Raw genomic sequence first — 17,116 nt, 5'->3', positions numbered from 1 at the left:
TCGATGAGACGAGTTCTCCGGCCCGTGGACTCGTCGTGATCTACGAGAGCGTGAGCCGGACCGGCAGTTCGAACAGGTCGTTCTGGGTCACCACCGGCTTGTTGCGCAGTTCGGTGGCGGGTACCGCCAGGTCGAGGTCCGGGAAGCGGCCGTACAGGGCGGGCAGCGCGATCCCGGCCTCCAGGCGGGAGAGGGCGGCTCCGGGACAGACGTGGGGGCCGTGACCGAAGCTGATGTGACGGTTCTGCGAGGTCCGGGTGATGTCGAAGGCCCCGGCGGTCGGGCCGTGGGCCTCCTCGTCGCGGCCGATGGCGGCGTACGACACGATCAGCGCGTCGCCCGCCGGGAGGACCTTGTCGCCGACCCGCACGTCCTCGGTCGCGAAGCGGATCAGGACGTGGGAGGTGGGGGTGGAGTGGCGCAGGGTCTCCTCGGTGACCTGGGACCAGTCGGCCGCGCCGGACAGCACCAGGGACCGCTGATCCGGATGGAGTGACAGCTGGACCACCGCGTTGACGATGAGCGAGATCGTCGTCTCATGGCCGGCCGCGACCATCAGCTGGAGCGTGGAGACGATCTCCTCGTCGCTGAGGTGGTCGCCGTTCTCCGAGGCCAGGATCAGCGCCGAGGTCAGGTCGTCGCCCGGCTCGGCACGCTTGGCGGCGACCGTGCCGGCCATGATGCCCGCGAGCTCGGTGAGGGTGGCGACGACCTCGGCGGGCGGGGTCTGGGTGGAGAAGAACTTCTCGAAGAGCTCCTTCAGGCGGGGCAGGCGTGCCGGGGCGATGCCCATGAGATCGGCCACGACGTACATCGGCAGCGGGTAGGCGAAAGCGGCCTTCAGATCGACGACACCGTCCGTGGCCGCCGCGGCGAGGTCGTCGAGCAGCCGCTCGGTCAGCTCCGTGATCCGGCCCCGCATCTCCTCCACCCGGCGCGGGGTGAGCGCCTGGGCGACCAGCGCGCGCATCCGCCGGTGGTCGGCGCCGTCCACGGTGAGCATGGAGCGGCCCGGGTTGGCGAGACCGATGAGCGGCCAGTCCGGCGGGATCTCGCCGCGCCGCCAGGCGCCCCAGATGCCGATGTCCTTCACCAGACGCGGATCGGTGAGCAGCTGCTTGGCCTCGGCGTGCCGGGTGACCGCCCAGACGGGCACGCCACCGGGCAGCTCCACGGCGGCCAGCGGCCCCGCCGCCCGCAGCCGCGCGCTCTCGCCGTCCAGATCGCCCACGAACGGATCGAGCGCGATACGCGTCTCCTCCGCACGGCTCTGCTCAACACCGGTCGTCGTCATACGGGCCTCCTGGGCAGGGGGGTCGGGAATGGCGCACGTGGGTTTCGATTGCGGGGCGGGGCCGGGGGCGAGGTGGGTCACGGTGGGCGCCGGGGTCCGGTGGGTGAGGGCGGGGGCGAGGTGGGTCACGGTCGGCGCCGGGGTCTGGCGGGCGAGGGCGGGCGGTACGGGATCGGGGGCCGGGTCGTGTGGGCCGGTCGGTGGCAGGGGGGCGAGGGGCTTGGGTCGCCGGTCGGCGGCAGGGCTTCGGTCGTGGTCGAGGGGGTGGGCCGGGTCGCGGTCGGCGCCGGGGTCTGGCGGTCGGGGGCGGGCGGGTACGGGATCGGCGGCCGGGCCGGGTGGGCCGGTCGGCGGCAGAGGGGGTCCAGGGGCGGGGCTTGGGTCGCCGGCAGGGCTTCGGTCGTGGTCGAGGGGTGGAGCTTGGGGCGCCGGGTGGTGGGGGCGGGCGGTGGTGGTCGAAGGGTGGGGCTTGGGTCGCTGTGGCGGGGGTGGGTCAGAGGGTGGGGACCGGGGTGAAGCGGACCGGGAGGCGGGTGAGGCCTCTCAGCCAGGGGGAGGGGCGGCGGGTCAGGGACTCGGCGGGGACGGCCAGGTCGATGTCGGGCAGGCGGTCCAGCACGACCTCGATGCCGGTGCGCGCGATGACCTCGGCGATCTCCTGCGCCGGGAACGGGCACCGGTGCTCGCCGTGCCCGAAGGAGAAGTGCGCGCTGTTGCCGCCGGTGAGCGCGGAGCCGTCGGTGCGCACCTGCGGGTCGGAGTTGGCACCCTGCAGCCCGAGCAGCAGCAGGTCGCCGGCGCGGATGCGGCGGCCGCCGAGCTGGGTGTCGCGAGCGGCCCAGCGGCCGGCCACGTTCTGCGTGGGCGCGTCCTCCCACAGCACCTCGTTCATGGCGTCGGCGACGCTGTTGCGGCCGCCGAAGAGGGAGGCCGCGAAACGCTCGTCGGTCAGCATCAGGCGCAGCGAGTTGCCGATCCAGTCGGCCGTCGGCTGGTGGCCGGCCGCCATCATCACCATGAGGTCCTGGACGATCTCCTCGTCACCGAAGCCCGAGCGGTCGGCGAGCATCCTCGACACCACGTCGTCGGCGGGGCGGGCCTTGCGCTCGGCCACCAGCCGGGCCATGGAGCCGGCCAGGTGGGTCTGCCCGGCGAGCGCCCGCTCCCGGCCGTCGATCATGTCGTTCAGGGCGGTCACCAGACCCGGCCCCTGCTCGTCGGGGAAGCCGAAGAGCCGGGCCAGGACGCGCACCGGCAGCAGCATGGCGTACTCGGCGACGACGTCCGCCTCGCCCCGCCCGCACACCGCGTCGATGAGTTCATCGGCGAACTTCTCGGCGTGGCCGCGCAGTTCGGCAGGGGCGACGGCCTCCAGCGCGTCGCCGATCATCGCGGCGCGCTCGCGGTGGCGTTCGCCGACGGTGTAGAGGATCGAGGGCTGCCCGCGGCCGATCATCGGCAGCAGCGGCCAGTCGGCGGGGATGCGGTCCCACTGGTTCCACAGCCCGGAGTCCCGGCTGAACAGCACCGGATCGCCGGTGACCTGGTGCAGCTCGCGATAGCCCAGCACCAGCCAGGCCGGTACGCCGCCGTCGAGCACGACCGGGGTGACGGCACCGTGCTCGCGCCGCATCTCGCGGTACAGCCGGGCCGGTTCGGTCTGGAACCTTGGTCCACCGAGCGGTACGGGGACGGTCGCACCCGAGGGGATGCGGGCGTCAGAGGTTGCGGAGTCCAACGAGCACCTGTTCCAGGACGTCGGGGTCGATGACGGCGGCCTTCCTCGGGTGGCGGGCACTGACGCGGCCCGACGCGAGGAGGTCGGAGAGGAGGATCTTGGTGATGCCGACGGGGAGCCGCAGCTCGGCCGCCAACTCCACCACGGCGATGGGGCGCTGGGCCGCGCGCAGGATCGTCACGTGCTCCGACTGCATGCCGGGCGCCGGGTCGCACTCGGCGACCACGAGGGTCACCAGGTCGAAGGGGCTGTCCGGCGCGGAGCGGGCGCGGCCCTGGGTGAGGGTGTAGAGGCGGTCGGGTGAGTCGTCCCTGCCGGGGCGGCTCATGACGTCCGGGGCTGTGCGGTCAGATGCGGGCCGAGCTGTTCCACGAGTTCGCTCATGTTGTGCCCGACCAGTCCCGCGTCCGTGTCCTCCTCCGTGAGCACGGCCAGGTGCGCGCCGTCCCCCGCCTCCACGATGTACAGCACGCCGCCGTGGAACTCGGTCATCGCCGACCGTATGCCGCCGCTGCCGTCCCCGAACTCCATGGACGCGCCGTGCGCCAGCGACTGGATGCCTGCGGCGATCGCGGCGAGCTGGTCGGCCCGGTCGACGGTGAGCTCCGGTGTCCGGCACAGCTTCAGCCCGTCCCGCGACAGCACGAGCGCGTGCCGCGCCCCCGGGGTGCGCTCCAGCAGCCCCTCGATGAGCCAGGTGAGCTTCTCGTCCACAGTGGTCGCGCCGGTGCCGGTACCGGTCATGAGGTGGCGTTGCCTTCCGGGTGGGGGCGGGAGGTGCTGGTCGGATCGGGGGCGGATGCCGGGTCCGCGGGGGCGGCGGTGTCCCACGCCGGCGCGGACCCCAGGTCGGAGAGCGAGCCGCGTACGGCCCGCTGGAAGCTGCTGAAGCGGGCGGCGCGGGCCAGCGGGTCGTCCAGGGAGACGACGGCGGGGCGCGGCGGCTCGTCGTCGGCACGCGCGCGTACCCGCTCCTTTTCGACCTCCGCGAGCGCGCGGCCACGGCGCCGCTGGGGCAGGCCCTCGGGGAGGGGACCCGCGCCCCGGTCGGAGGCCTCGTGGCCGGGCAGGGGACTCTGCTCGGAGGAGGCGGGTTGGTGGTGGGTCTCGGCGGGGACGAGCGACGTGGAGTGCCCGTAGGACACCGGCCACTCCTCGCCGTAGGGGACCAGCGTCGCGCCGACGCCGCCGGGCCACGAACCCTCGCCGAGAGAACCGCCCTCGAACCACGGCCAGTTGGGCGTCCCGGTGTCGCCGGTCCCGGTCCGCTCGCCGGCGCCCCACTCCGCACCCTCGACCGGGCGTCCCGTCGGAGGTTCCGTCGCGGGTTCCGGCGGGGTTTCCGGGAGGGCGAGCGGGACGGGCGCGGGCGCGGCGGGCTGTTCCGGTACGAGGATGTCCTGCGGTACCAGCATCAGCACACCGGTGCCGCCGCGGGCGGACGGGCGGTAGGAGACCTTCAGGCCGTACTTGAGGGCGAGGCGGCCGACGACCGCGAGGCCGAGGCGGGTGCCGGTGAGGCCGCCCAGTCCGCCGAGGTCACCGGAGACGGCGCGCTCGGCGCGGCGCAACTGCACGTCGCCCATGACGAGCCCGCTGTCCTCGACGGACAGGATGACCCCGGCCGGCACCTCCTCGACGTAGACGTGCACCTCGGCGGTCGGCGGCGAGAAGTTGGCCGCGTTGTCGAGGAGTTCGGCGAGCGCGTGCATGACGCCCTCGGCGGCGTGTCCGGCGACCGCGGCCTCGCACGCCGAGTGCACGCGCACCCGCCGGTAGCCGCTGATGCGCCCCATCGCGCCCCGCAGGATCGACTCCATGCCGATCGGACGGGCCCACCGGCGCCCGGAGCGCGCCCCCGCGAGGACGGCGACGGAGTCGGCGATCCGGCCCGCCTGCGCGGTGCGGTGGTCGAGGTGGAGCAGGTCGGCGAGGACGTCCTCGTCCTCGTGCCGTTCCTCCATGGCGCGCAGGTCGGCGAGCATCCCGGTGGCCAGGGCCTGCATCCGGCCGGCCGCGTTGGCGGTGGCGGAGATCGCGGCGGCGCGTTCCTGCTCGGCCCGCCGGGCCCGTTCGGTGAGCTCGGCGTGCTCGGCGGCCGTGCGCGCCCGCTCCGCACCGATCGCGGCGGCCGACCGGGCACGCTCCTGGGCGAGTTCGGCGGCGTAGCGGGCGCGCTCCCGGGTCAGCTCCTCGGTCAGCCGCACCCGTTCCTGGTCGAACTCCGCGCTCTGCCGGATCCGGTCCTGCAGCAGCCGCCCGGTGTCCGCGGTGACGGCCTCCAGCCGGCGGCGGGTGATCCGGGCCGTCCGGACGGAGTGGGTGGCCACGGCGACGGCCACGCACAGCAGCAGGGCCCCGGCGCCCGCGCCGAGGGCGACCGGCACGCGCTGCGCCTGGGGCGTCCGGGCGACCGCGCCGGCCACCGCGAGGGCGGCCAGCACGGCGGTGAGCAGGGGGACGGGCGCGAGGGAGCGCAGGGAGGCACGTTCGCCGGGCTGGAGGGGGGCGGTCATGAGTCGGGTCCTCGGTCGGGGGTCCCCGGTGGGGGTCCTCGGTCGTCCTTGTCCTTGTCCGTGCCGTGAGCCTGTCCGTCTGCTGAGCGAGGAGCGACACCTGGTGCTCAACTGGCGGTCACTATATGGGAGTTCGTGATCGAATTGGGAAGGTTCGGAATCCGTTCACACTTTCCGTCCACCCATCGGTGAGCGTCCGGTGGACAGAACCGTCGTCACTGTCAGTGGTGGGATGCATGCTGGGGGCATGACGGATCTCGAGGCGGAGCTGCGGGGGGCCGTCCGTGGTGACGTCGGTTTCGACGTCATGGCCCGGGCGCTGACGACGATGGACGCGTCGAACTACCGGCGCGTCCCGCTGGGGGTGGTCGCGCCCCGGGACGCGGACGACGTGGCGGCCGTGCTGGCGGTGTGCCGGGAGCGCGGGGTGCCGGTCGTGGCGCGCGGCGGGGGCACGTCGATCGCCGGACAGGCGACCGGCACCGGAGTCGTACTGGACTTCACCCGCCATATGAACCGCCTGCTGGCCGTCGACCCCGAGGCGCGTACGGCCGTGGTCCAGCCCGGGCTCGTCCTGGACCGCCTCCAGGAGGCCGCCGCACCGCACGGCCTGCGCTTCGGCCCCGATCCCTCCACGCACAGCCGCTGCACCCTCGGCGGAATGATCGGCAACAACTCGTGCGGCTCCCACTCGGTGGCCTGGGGGACGACCGCGGACAGCGTGCGGGAGCTGGACGTGGTCACCGCGCGTGGCGAGCGGCTGCGGCTCGGGCGCGAGTGGGCCGGTGCGCCGCAGGGCCTGCGGGCGCTGGTGGAGGGGGAGTTGGCGCGGCTGCGGACCGGCTACCCGGAGCTGCCCCGCCGTATCTCCGGCTACGCGCTGGACGCGCTGCTGCCGGAGAGGGGCGCCGACGTCGCCCGGTCCTTCTGCGGCAGCGAGGGCACCCTCGGGGTGCTCACGGAGGCGGTCGTACGACTCGTCGAGGCACCCCGCGCGCGTGCGCTGGCCGTGCTGGGCTACGCGGACGAGAGCGCCGCCGCCGAGGCCGCGGCGGGACTGCTGCCGTACCGGCCGCTCACTGTGGAGGGGATGGCCGCGGATCTGGTCCCCGCCGCGTCGGCGGGGCTGCCGAGGGGCGGCGCGTGGCTGTTCGTGGAGGCGGGAGGGGAGTCGGCGGGCGAGGCACGCGCGCGTGCGGAGGCGATCGTGCGGGCGGCCGACGTCCTGGACTCGCTCATCGTGACCGACCCGGCCGGGCAGCGGGCGCTGTGGCGGATCCGCGAGGACGCGAGCGGCACGGCGACGCGGATGCCGGACGGCACCGAGGCGTGGCCCGGCTGGGAGGACTGCGCGGTGCCGCCCGCGCGGCTCGGCGCGTATCTGCGGGAGTTCCGGGGACTGTTGACGAGCCACGGCCTGCGCGGGACGCCGTACGGCCACTTCGGGGACGGCTGCATCCACGTCCGCATCGACTTCGACCTCCTGACCGGGGCGGGCGTCGCCCGCTTCCGCCGCTTCTCCGAGGAGCTGGCCGAACTCGTCGTGGCCCACGGCGGCTCGCTGTCCGGCGAGCACGGCGACGGACAGGCCCGGGCGGAACTGCTGCCGAAGATGTACGGCCCCGAACTGGTCGCCCTCTTCGAGCGGGCGAAGGCCGTCTGGGACCCCGACGACCTCCTCAACCCCGGGATGCTGGTCCGTCCCGCGCCCCTCGACGGCAACCTCCGCTTCTCCGTGCTGCCGCGCGAGCCGGTCGACGTGGCCTTCGGCTACCCCGCGGACGGCGGCGACTTCTCGGCGGCGGTCCGACGCTGCGTGGGAGTCGCCAAGTGCCGTACGACCTCCGCCGCCGGCACCTCCGTCATGTGCCCCTCCTTCCGGGCGACCGGCGCGGAGGAGCACTCCACCCGCGGGCGGGCCCGGCTGCTGCACGAGATGCTGGCCGGCGAGGTGATCACGAACGGCTGGCGGTCGACGGAGGTGCGGGACGCGCTCGATCTGTGCCTGTCCTGCAAGGGATGCCGTTCCGACTGCCCGGTCGAGGTCGACATGGCCACGTACAAGGCGGAGTTCCTGCACCACCACTACGCGGGACGGCGCCGCCCCGCCGCGCACTACAGCATGGGATGGCTGCCGCTGTGGCTGCGCTGGGTGACGCGGACACGGACGGCGGGCCTGGTCAACGCGCTCGCCTCGGTGGGCCCGGCGGCGGCCCTCGCCAAGCGGCTGGGCGGGATCGCGCCCGAGCGGGAGCTGCCGCGGATCGCGACCGAGACGTTCAGCCGGTGGTGGCGGCGCAGGACCGTGGAACAGGCGCGGTGGATGCCGGCCGAGTGGAAGGAGCGGGGCGGCCCGGCGGAGGCCCGGCCCACGGCCGAGGGCGACGGCGACTTCCCGCCCGTCGTCGCCCTGTGGCCCGACACCTTCACCGAGCACTTCGCGCCGGAGGTCGGGCAGGCGGCCCTGCGTGTCCTGGAGGCGGCCGGGCTGATGGTGATGCAGCCGCCGCGGATCAAGTGGAAGGCGGGGGTGGAGCAGACGCCCGACGGTGAGGCGTGGGGGTACAGCGAGAACCCGCTGACCTTCCGCCGCGCCCGCGTCTGCTGCGGGCTGACATACCTGTCGACGGGCCAACTCGACCGCGCACGAACGGTGTTGCGGCGCACCCTGGACCTGCTGGCCCCCTTCCTTGACCCGCGGCTGGGCGAGAGCGTCCCGGCGTTCGTCGTCCTGGAGCCGAGCTGCGCCGCGGCCCTGCGCACGGACCTGCCGGAGCTGCTGCACGACGATCCGCGCGCGGCCCGCCTCGCCGCCTCGGTCGTCACCTTCGCGGAGGCGCTGGAGCGGTACGCCCCCGACTGGACCCCGCCCGCCCTCGACCGTCCCGTCACCGGTCAGACCCACTGCCACCAGCACGCGGTCCTCGGCGACGCCCCCGACCGCCGGCTGCGCGAGGCCGCCGGGCTCACCGGCGAACTGACCGGCGGCTGCTGCGGCCTCGCGGGCAACTTCGGCTTCGAGAAGGGCCACTTCGAGGTCTCGGCGGCCTGCGCGGAGGAGCGGCTGCTGCCCGCCGTCCGCGAGGCCCCGGAGGGAACCGTGGTGCTGGCGGACGGCTTCTCGTGCCGCACGCAGCTTCGGCAACTGGCGGGAGTGCGGGCTCGGCACCTCGCGGAGGTGCTGGCGGAGGGACTCGACGAGCGTCCTTTCAAAAGGTTCCTCTCAGGTTCATAAGAGAACTCTCAGGTTCGGCGGGCGCTCCAAGGATTCTCCAAGGTATTCACAGCGCCTGCTTGCCATTCCATCGCCGACTTTGCCGTCGCTTGAGTTGTGGGGCGTGTAGGTTCACCGGTGTCGGGGAGCCGGACGCGGAATTCCCGAACCACTGAACTGCGAAACACTAGGAGTCGGAATGAGCCTCAAGAAGCTCGCCCCGCTGCCCCGAAGTCCAAGAAGCAGCTACCCCCGCCGCTGCCGAAGCCCAAGAAGAAGCACCCCAAGCCCCCGGTGCCGAAGCCGATCCCCGGCGGCGACCACAACTGAGTGAGTTCTGAGAGGGTCGACGGTATTCCGTCGGCCCTCTCTGCTTGCGGAATTCATCGACTTCCGCGGCAAATTCTCGCGACAGAAAGCGGAGGGAATGTGAAATGGATATGGACGAGGGCGACGAGGAGTACGAGTACGGCACCCCCACGATTCCGGCCCGTACCGCGTTCCGCCGTTTCTGGCCGCTGACCAGAGGGCTGCGCCGCTGGCTGCTGCTGGTCTGGGCGTGCACCGTGCTCGCCGCCGTCGCCGAGACCGAGGCGATCCTGGTCTTCAGCGACCTGACCGACAACGCCCTGCAGAAGGGATCACTGGCCGCCTTCTGGGGGCCGGCCGCGACGTGGCTGGCGGTCGCGGTGGTCGGCGCGGTCGTCGCCTACTCCGGCAACTCCCTCGCCGCCTGGGTCACCGAACGCTTCGTGATGAGACTGCGCGAGCACGTCTTCGACCACGTACAGCAGTTGCCCCCGCACTTCTTCCAACGCCACCGGCAGGGCGACCTGTTGTCCCGGCTGACCAGTGACGTCGAGGCGATCGAGACCATGGTCGTCTCCGGTCTCGTCGGCGCCGCGTCCGCCGCCTTCTCCGCCTTCTTCTACGCCGCCGCCGCCTTCTGGCTGCGCTGGGACCTGGCCGCCGCCACCTTCGTCCTGGCCCCCCTCTTCTGGCTGGCGGCCCGCCGGTTCTCCGGCTCCATCAAGGACGTGTCGCGGGACGGCCGGGTCGCCGACGGCGCGATCACCTCCGTCGTCGGGGAGTCCCTGTCCAACATCGTGCTCACCCAGGCGTACGACCGACGGGACGCCGAACGCCGCAGGCTGGGCGAGGAGGCGAACGCCTGGTTCCGCGCCTCGGTCCGCTCCACCCGCCTCAACGAGGCGTACCAGCAGCTCGTCGCCGTCATCGAGACCGTCTGCGTGCTCGCGGTCATCGGCATCGGCGCCTGGGAGATCTCCACCGGCCGGATGACCCTGGGCCAGTTGCTGGCCTTCTCCGCCTTCCTCGGCTACCTCTACCCCCCGGTGCGGGGTCTGGCCCAGCTCGGTCTGACGGTCACCGCCGCGACCGCGGGCGCGGAGCGGCTCATCGAGATCCTGGACGTCCGCCCCTCGGTCGCCGACCCCCGCCACGCCGCCGTGACCGGCCGCCCCGACGGCGCCGTCGAGGTACGTGACGTCTCCTTCACCTACCCGGGCGCCGACACCGTCGCCCTGCAGGGCCTGTCCTTCACCGTCGCCCCCGGCGAGCTGGTGATCGTCACCGGCCCGAGCGGCGCCGGCAAGTCCACGGTCTCCAAACTCCTGCTCCGCTTCTACGACCCGGACGCGGGCGACGTACTCCTGGACGGCGTACCGGTCCGGGACCTCCCCCTGGCCCGGCTGCGCGAGTACGTCACGCTCCTGCCGCAGGAGACGCTCGTCCTGCACGACACCGTCCGCGCCAACATCGCCTGCGGCCGCGCCGGCGCCAGCGACCACGCGATCGAGGAGGCCGCGCGGGCGGCGGACGCGCACGACTTCATCGTCCGGCTCCCCGACGGCTACGACACCCGGGTCGACCCCAACTCGGCCCGGCTGTCCGGCGGCCAGCTCCAGCGCCTCGCCATCGCGCGGGCGATCCTGCGCGACTCCCCGGTCCTCGTCCTGGACGAGCCCACGACCGGGCTCGACGCCATGGCCGCCCGTCGGGTGGTCAAGCCGCTGCGCCGCCTGATGGCCGGCCGCACGACCATCATGATCACCCACGATCTCAACCTGGCCCCCGACGCCGACCGCATCCTGGTCGTCGACCGGGGCCGGATCGTCGAGACCGGCCGGCACGAGGAGCTGCTCGCGCGGGGTGGCGCGTACGCGCGGCTGCACCGCTCCCAGAACAACGCGGTGATGGACACGGGTGAGCTGCGCATGCCCCTGTTCGTGGAACAGCAGCCGGCCGCGGTCCACATGCAGGAGGGGCACGGCACCTGGCAGGAACCGGCGCACCCCTACGAGCAGGCCGCTTACGACCAGTACGCGTACGACCGGTACGCCCCCGGCGCAGCCCCTGTGAGCCTCGACGACGGGCGCCCCCTCTTCCGGGACGAGGAACCCTGGCCCGGCATCTGAGGTCCATCATGCGGGACAGCCGCATAGCAGGTTTACGGGCCTGACAAAGGCTATTAGCCTGGACTCGGCAGTACATCACGCTGAACGAAACCCGAGCCGAGCCCCCTGGACCGCCCGTGACCAGCTCCAGCACGACCACCCCCGCCGCGTCGCAGGCCGTCGGCGGTCCGCCGCGCCCGAGCGGCTCCCTCGGCCCGGTCGGCCTGGTGCTGGCGGGCGGCGTCTCGGTGCAGTTCGGTGCCGCGGTCGCGGTGAACCTGATGCCGAGGGCCGGCGCGCTGGGCGTGGTCACGCTGCGGCTGCTCGCGGCGGCCGTCGTGCTGCTGCTGTTCTGCCGCCCCCGGCTGCGCGGCCACTCCCGTGCCGACTGGGGCACGGTGATCGTCTTCGGCGTCACCCTGGGCGCGATGAACGGCCTGTTCTACCAGGCCCTCGTCCGCATCCCGCTGGGCGCCGCGGTCACCCTGGAGGTCCTCGGCCCGCTGGCCCTGTCGGTGCTGGCCTCCCGCCGGGCGATCAACACCCTGTGGGCCGCCCTGGCCCTCGCCGGTGTCTTCCTCCTCGGCGGCGGGGGCTTCGGCGACCTCGACCTCGTCGGCGTGGCCTTCGCGCTCGGCGCGGGCGCCATGTGGGCGACGTACATCGTCTTCAGCGCGCGTACGGGGCAACGGTTCCCGCAGGCCGACGGGCTGGCGCTGGCCATGGCGGTGGGGGCGCTGCTCGTCCTCCCGCTGGGCATCGCCGAATCGGGTTCAAGGCTGTTCGACCCGGTGACGGTCGGGCTCGGCGCGGCGGTCGCGATCATGTCGTCGGTGCTGCCGTACACCCTGGAACTCCTGGCCCTGCGCCGGCTGCCCGCCTCCACCTTCGCCATCCTGATGAGCCTGGAACCCGCCCTCGCGGCCGCGGCCGGCTTCCTGGTCCTCGGACAGACCCTGTCCACGGTGCAGGTCGCGGCGATCGCCCTGGTCATCGCGGCGAGCATGGGCGCGGTCAGGACGCAGGTGGGACGAGGCAGGGCAAAGATGCCGACACCGGCCCCCGAGGCCTGACGCTTCGGCGCCGGCTTCCGGGCCTGACGCCCGGCGGTGCCCTTCTGGGCCTGACGGCCCCAGGGGCGGCCCTCCGGGGCCTGATGCTCGGCGGTGACTTCCGGGGCCTGACGCCTGGCGCTGCCCTTCGGGGCCTGACGGCCCCAGCGGTGGCCCCGGGGCCTGATGCTCGGCGGTGACTTCCGGGGCCTGACGCCCGGCGGTGCCCTTCGGGACCTGACGGCCCCAGCGGTGGCCCCGGGGTCTGACGGTCCCAGCGGTGGCCCAGGGGTCTGACGGCCCGGCGCCGGCCTCCGGGCCTGATGCCCCGGCGGTGACCTTCCCCCGATGCCCCGGCGGTGACCTTCGGGGCCTGACGGGCCCGGAGCCTGATGCTCGGCGGTGACTTCCGGGGCCTGACGCCCTGGCGGTGGCCCCCGGGGCCTGACGCCCGGCGGTGGCCCCCCGGGGCTGCCGGGCAGCAGGCAGGCTGGGTCGTCGCCGCCGTTAACCCGAGCCTGCTGACCGGCAACCTGCCCTGGCGCCTGGCGGTGGCCCCTCGGGGCCTGGCGTCTCGGCGCCTTCGAGGCCTGATGCCCTGGCGGTGGTCCCTGAGGCCTCATGCCCGGCGGTGGCTCCCCGCGCCCTGATGCCCCCGGCGCCGGCCTTCGAAGCCTGACGCCCCGGCGCCGGCTCCCGAGGCCTGGCGCCCCCGCGCCGGCCTTCGAGGCCTGATGTCCCCCCGCCGGCTGCCGGCCCGCACCCGGCGTACAAATTAATGCAAGCATGCTTGCTTGTTTCTTGGGGCGCTGCCATGCTCGCCCCATGGCTGACCCGACGCCCGTCATCGACGACCTGCGTGCGGAGAGCGAGGAACTCGACCTGCTCGTGGCCGAGTTGAGCCCCGAGCAGTGGGCACTCGCGACCCCCGCCCCCGGCTGGACCGTCGCTCATCAGATCGCGCACCTGGCGTGGACCGACCACTCCTCCGTGCTGGCCGTCACCGACCACGAGGCTTTCTCCCGCGAGGTCGAGAAGGCCCTGGCCGCGCCCGGGGACTTCGTGGACGAGGGCGCGGAGGAGGGCGCGCGGAAGCCGCCCGAGCGGCTGCTCGCCGACTGGCGGGCCGGACGGACGGCGCTGGAGGAGGCCCTGCGCGCCGCGCCCGACGGCGCCCGCTTCCCCTGGTACGGGCCGCCCATGTCCACCGCCTCCATGGCTACTGCCCGTCTCATGGAGACCTGGGCCCACGGCATGGACGTCGCCGACGCCCTCGGTGTCGAGCGCACCCCCACCGACCGGCTCCGCCACATCGTCCGCCTCGGAGTCCGCACCCGCGACTTCGCCTTCGGCGTGCACGGCATGCCCGTGCCGTTCGAGGAGTTCCGCGTCGAGCTGACCGCCCCCTCCGGCGAGCTGTGGACCCACGGCCCCGAGGACGCCGCCGACCGCGTCACCGGCCCCGCCCTCGACTTCTGCCTGCTGGTCACCCAGCGGGCCCACCGCTCCGACCTCGCCCTGCGCGCCGCCGGCCCCGACGCCGACCGCTGGCTGGACATCGCCCAGGCCTTCGCGGGCCCGCCGGGCAAGGGACGCCAGGCGAAGGGGGACGCCCCGTGACGGTGCTGCGCGTCGGCAACGCGTCCGGTTTCTACGGCGACCGCTTCGACGCCGTGCGGGAGATGCTCACCGGCGGCGACCTGGACGTCCTCACCGGCGACTACCTCGCCGAACTGACCATGCTGATCCTGGCGCGGGACCGCCTCAAGGACCCCGCCGCCGGGTACGCCCGCACCTTCCTGCGCCAGCTGGAGGAGTGCCTCGGCCTGGCCCACGAGCGCGGCGTCCGGATCGTCACCAACGCCGGCGGCCTCAACCCGGCCGGGCTCGCCGACGCCGTACGGGAGCTGGCCGGCCGGCTCGGCATCCCCGTCCGCGTCGCCCACGTCGAGGGAGACGACCTCAAGGCCCTGCATCCGGACAGCCTCGCCGCCCACGCCTACCTCGGCGGCTTCGGCATCGCCGAGTGCCTGCGGGCCGGCGCGGACGTCGTCGTCACCGGGCGGGTGACGGACGCGGCGCTCGTCACCGGGCCCGCCGCCGCCCACTTCGGCTGGGGGCCCGGCGACCACGACCGGCTCGCGGGCGCCGTCGTCGCCGGACACGTACTGGAGTGCGGGACCCAGGCCACCGGCGGCAACTACGCCTTCTTCACGGAAGGCGACGTCCGCCGTCCCGGCTTCCCGCTCGCCGAGCTCCACGAGGACGGCAGTTGCGTCATCACCAAGCACCCCGGCACCGGCGGCCTCGTCGACGTCGGCACGGTGACCGCGCAGCTGCTGTACGAGACGACGGGCGCCCGGTACGCCGGACCCGATGTCACCGCCCGCCTCGACACCGTCCGCCTCACCCAGGACGGCCCCGACCGCGTCCGCGTCGAGGGCGTGCGCGGCGAGGCACCGCCCCCCGTCCTCAAGGTCGGCCTCAACCGCCTCGGCGGCTTCCGCAACGAGGTCGCCTTCGTGCTCACCGGACTCGACATCGAGGCGAAGGCCGCGCTGGTGCGCGAGCAGATGGCGCCCGTGCTCGGCAAGGTCGCCGACGTGCGCTGGGAGACGGCCCGCACCGACCGGCCCGACGCGGACACGGAGGAGACGGCGAGCGCCCTGCTGCGGCTCGTCGTGCGCGACCCGGACGAGCACCTGGTCGGCCGGGCGCTGACCGGGGCGGCCGTGGAGCTGGCGCTGGCCAGTTACCCCGGCTTCCATGTGCTCGCCCCGCCCGGAAAGGGAACGCCCTTCGGGGTCTTCGAGGACGTGTACGTCCCCCAGGACACCGTCGACCACGTGGCCGTCCTGCACGACGGGCGCCGGGTGGCCGTGACACCGGCCCCCGACACCCTCGTACTCGCGGACCCGCCCGAGCCCGAGGCGCCGGAGCCGCTTCCCGCCGGGCCCGTCCGCCGGGCTCCCCTCGGGCTCGTCGCCGGCGCCCGCAGCGGGGACAAGGGCGGCAACGCCAACGTGGGGGTGTGGGCGCGGTCGGAGGCGGCCTGGCGCTGGCTCGCCCACGAGCTGACCACGGAACGCTTCCGGGAGCTGATCCCCGAAAGCCGGGACCTGCCCGTGACCCGGCACGCGCTGCCGAACCTGCGCGCCCTGAACTTCGTCGTCGAGGGCATCCTCGGCGCGGGCGTGGCCGCCCAGCACCGCTTCGACCCTCAGGCCAAGGCGCTCGGCGAATGGCTGCGCTCCCGCCACCTGGACATCCCGGAGGACCTGCTGTGACGGTGATCAACTCCGGCCTGGACACGGCCGGCCCCGACTACCGGGCGAACCGCGAGGCCATGCTCGCCAAGCTCGCCGACCTCGACGCCGAGCACGCCAAGGCCCTCGCGGGCGGCGGCGAGAAGTACGTCGCCCGGCACCGGGGGCGCGGCAAGCTGCTCGCCCGCGAACGCATCGAGCTGCTCCTCGACCCCGACACCCCCTTCCTGGAGCTGTCGCCGCTCGCCGCCTGGGGGAGCGAGTATGCGGTGGGCGCCTCGCTCGTCACCGGGATCGGCGTCGTCGAGGGCGTCGAGTGCCTGATCACCGCCAACGACCCGACCGTGCGCGGCGGCGCCAGCAACCCCTGGTCGCTGAAGAAGGCCCTGCGCGCCAACGACATCGCGCTCGCCAACCGGCTGCCCTGCATCAGCCTCGTGGAGTCGGGAGGCGCCGACCTGCCCTCCCAGAAGGAGATCTTCATCCCCGGCGGCGCGATCTTCCGCGACCTGACCCGGCTGTCGGCCGCCGGCATCCCCACCGTCGCCGTCGTCTTCGGCAACTCCACCGCCGGCGGCGCCTACATCCCCGGCATGTCCGACCACGTGATCATGGTCAAGGAGCGCGCCAAGGTCTTCCTCGGCGGACCGCCCCTGGTGAAGATGGCGACCGGCGAGGAGAGCGACGACGAGTCGCTGGGCGGCGCCGACATGCACGCGCGCGTGTCCGGTCTCGCCGACTACTTCGCCGTCGACGAACAGGACGCCCTGCGCCAGGCGCGGCGCGTGGTGGCGCGCCTCAACCACCGCAAGGCGTACGGCGATCCGGGGCCGGCCGAGCCGCCCAAGTACGACTCCGACGAGCTGCTGGGTATCGTCCCCGGCGACCTCAGGACCCCCTTCGACCCGCGCGAGGTGATCGCCCGCGTCGTCGACGCCTCCGACTTCGACGAGTTCAAGCCGCTGTACGGCACCAGCCTGGCCACCGGCTGGGCCACCCTGCACGGCTATCCCGTCGGCATCCTCGCCAACACCCAGGGCGTGCTGTTCAGCGAGGAGTCGCAGAAGGCCGCCCAGTTCATCCAGCTCGCCAACCAGCGCGACATCCCCCTGCTCTTCCTGCACAACACCACCGGCTACATGGTCGGCAAAGAGTACGAGCAGGGCGGCATCATCAAGCACGGCGCGATGATGATCAACGCCGTCTCCAACTCCAAGGTGCCGCACCTGTCGGTTCTCATGGGCGCCTCCTACGGCGCCGGGCACTACGGCATGTGCGGACGCGCCTACGACCCCCGGTTCCTGTTCGCCTGGCCCAGCGCCAAGTCCGCCGTGATGGGCCCGCAGCAGCTCGCCGGCGTGCTGTCGATCGTCGCCCGCCAGTCGGCGGCCGCGAAGGGGCACCCGTACGACGAGGACGCGGACGCCGCGCTGCGCGCCATGGTCGAGCAGCAGATCGAGTCCGAGTCGCTGCCCATGTTCCTGTCCGGGCGGCTGTACGACGACGGCGTCATCGACCCGCGCGACACCCGCACCGTCCTCGGCCTGTGCCTGTCGGCCGTCCACACGGCACCGTACGAGGGCGCGCGCGGCGGCTTCGGCGTCTTCCGGATGTGAGGG

At 73.7% G+C, this 17,116-nt stretch carries 11 protein-coding genes; 6 read left to right on the top strand and 5 right to left on the bottom strand.

Annotation, left to right across the window (positions count from 1 at the left end; translation table 11 throughout):
* Nucleotides 1-40 precede the first annotated feature (40 nt).
* The 5 genes from FBY22_RS38800 to FBY22_RS38780 all read right to left on the bottom strand — a co-directional run bounded on the left by FBY22_RS38800 (nt 41) and on the right by FBY22_RS38780 (nt 5,548).
* On the bottom strand, nt 41-1,294 hold the full coding sequence (locus tag FBY22_RS38800) for a cytochrome P450 (protein ID WP_142152927.1): 1,254 nt from the start codon (nt 1,292-1,294) through the stop codon (nt 41-43).
* Between the two features lie 493 nt (nt 1,295-1,787).
* The gene (locus tag FBY22_RS38795; protein WP_260845358.1) at nt 1,788-3,032 is read right to left on the bottom strand and encodes a cytochrome P450; all 1,245 of its coding nucleotides are present in this window, start codon (nt 3,030-3,032) and stop codon (nt 1,788-1,790) included.
* Nucleotides 3,013-3,360 carry a DUF742 domain-containing protein gene (locus tag FBY22_RS38790; RefSeq protein WP_142152925.1) on the bottom strand — a complete coding sequence of 116 codons (348 nt, stop codon included), beginning with the start codon at nt 3,358-3,360 and terminating at the stop codon, nt 3,013-3,015. The genes FBY22_RS38795 and FBY22_RS38790 overlap by 20 nt, the downstream gene beginning before the upstream one ends.
* Nucleotides 3,357-3,776: a roadblock/LC7 domain-containing protein gene (locus FBY22_RS38785; RefSeq protein ID WP_142152923.1), complete on the bottom strand. Its 420-nt coding sequence runs from the start codon at nt 3,774-3,776 to the stop codon at nt 3,357-3,359. The genes FBY22_RS38790 and FBY22_RS38785 overlap by 4 nt, the downstream gene beginning before the upstream one ends.
* Complete coding sequence (locus FBY22_RS38780) at nt 3,773-5,548, bottom strand: ATP-binding protein (protein ID WP_142152921.1); 1,776 nt, start codon at nt 5,546-5,548, stop codon at nt 3,773-3,775. The genes FBY22_RS38785 and FBY22_RS38780 overlap by 4 nt, the downstream gene beginning before the upstream one ends.
* A 247-nt stretch (nt 5,549-5,795) precedes the next feature.
* Between FBY22_RS38780 and FBY22_RS38775 the strand changes: the two genes are divergently transcribed.
* The 6 genes from FBY22_RS38775 (at nt 5,796) to FBY22_RS38750 (ending at nt 17,113) form a co-directional block, all read left to right on the top strand.
* The gene (locus tag FBY22_RS38775; protein ID WP_142152919.1) at nt 5,796-8,783 is read left to right on the top strand and encodes an FAD-binding and (Fe-S)-binding domain-containing protein; all 2,988 of its coding nucleotides are present in this window, start codon (nt 5,796-5,798) and stop codon (nt 8,781-8,783) included.
* 413 nt (nt 8,784-9,196) lie between these two features.
* A complete protein-coding gene (locus FBY22_RS38770; protein ID WP_399212677.1) occupies nt 9,197-11,200 on the top strand; it encodes an ABC transporter ATP-binding protein in 2,004 nt (667 codons plus the stop codon).
* 116 nt (nt 11,201-11,316) lie between these two features.
* A complete protein-coding gene (locus tag FBY22_RS38765; RefSeq protein WP_142152917.1) occupies nt 11,317-12,252 on the top strand; it encodes a DMT family transporter in 936 nt (311 codons plus the stop codon).
* An 804-nt stretch (nt 12,253-13,056) separates the two neighbouring features.
* On the top strand, nt 13,057-13,851 hold the full coding sequence (locus tag FBY22_RS38760) for a TIGR03084 family metal-binding protein (RefSeq protein ID WP_142152915.1): 795 nt from the start codon (nt 13,057-13,059) through the stop codon (nt 13,849-13,851).
* Nucleotides 13,848-15,518, top strand: coding sequence for an acyclic terpene utilization AtuA family protein (locus FBY22_RS38755; protein WP_142152913.1), 1,671 nt, complete (start codon nt 13,848-13,850; stop codon nt 15,516-15,518). The genes FBY22_RS38760 and FBY22_RS38755 overlap by 4 nt, the downstream gene beginning before the upstream one ends.
* Entirely contained in the window at nt 15,473-17,113 is a 1,641-nt protein-coding gene (locus FBY22_RS38750) for an acyl-CoA carboxylase subunit beta (RefSeq protein WP_399212674.1), read from the top strand. Before FBY22_RS38755 ends, FBY22_RS38750 begins: the two co-directional genes overlap by 46 nt.
* Nucleotides 17,114-17,116: the final 3 nt, after the last annotated feature.

The organism is Streptomyces sp. SLBN-31 (assembly GCF_006715395.1).
Lineage (GTDB): Bacteria > Actinomycetota > Actinomycetes > Streptomycetales > Streptomycetaceae > Streptomyces.
This window is presented reverse-complemented; position numbering and strand designations above follow the sequence as displayed.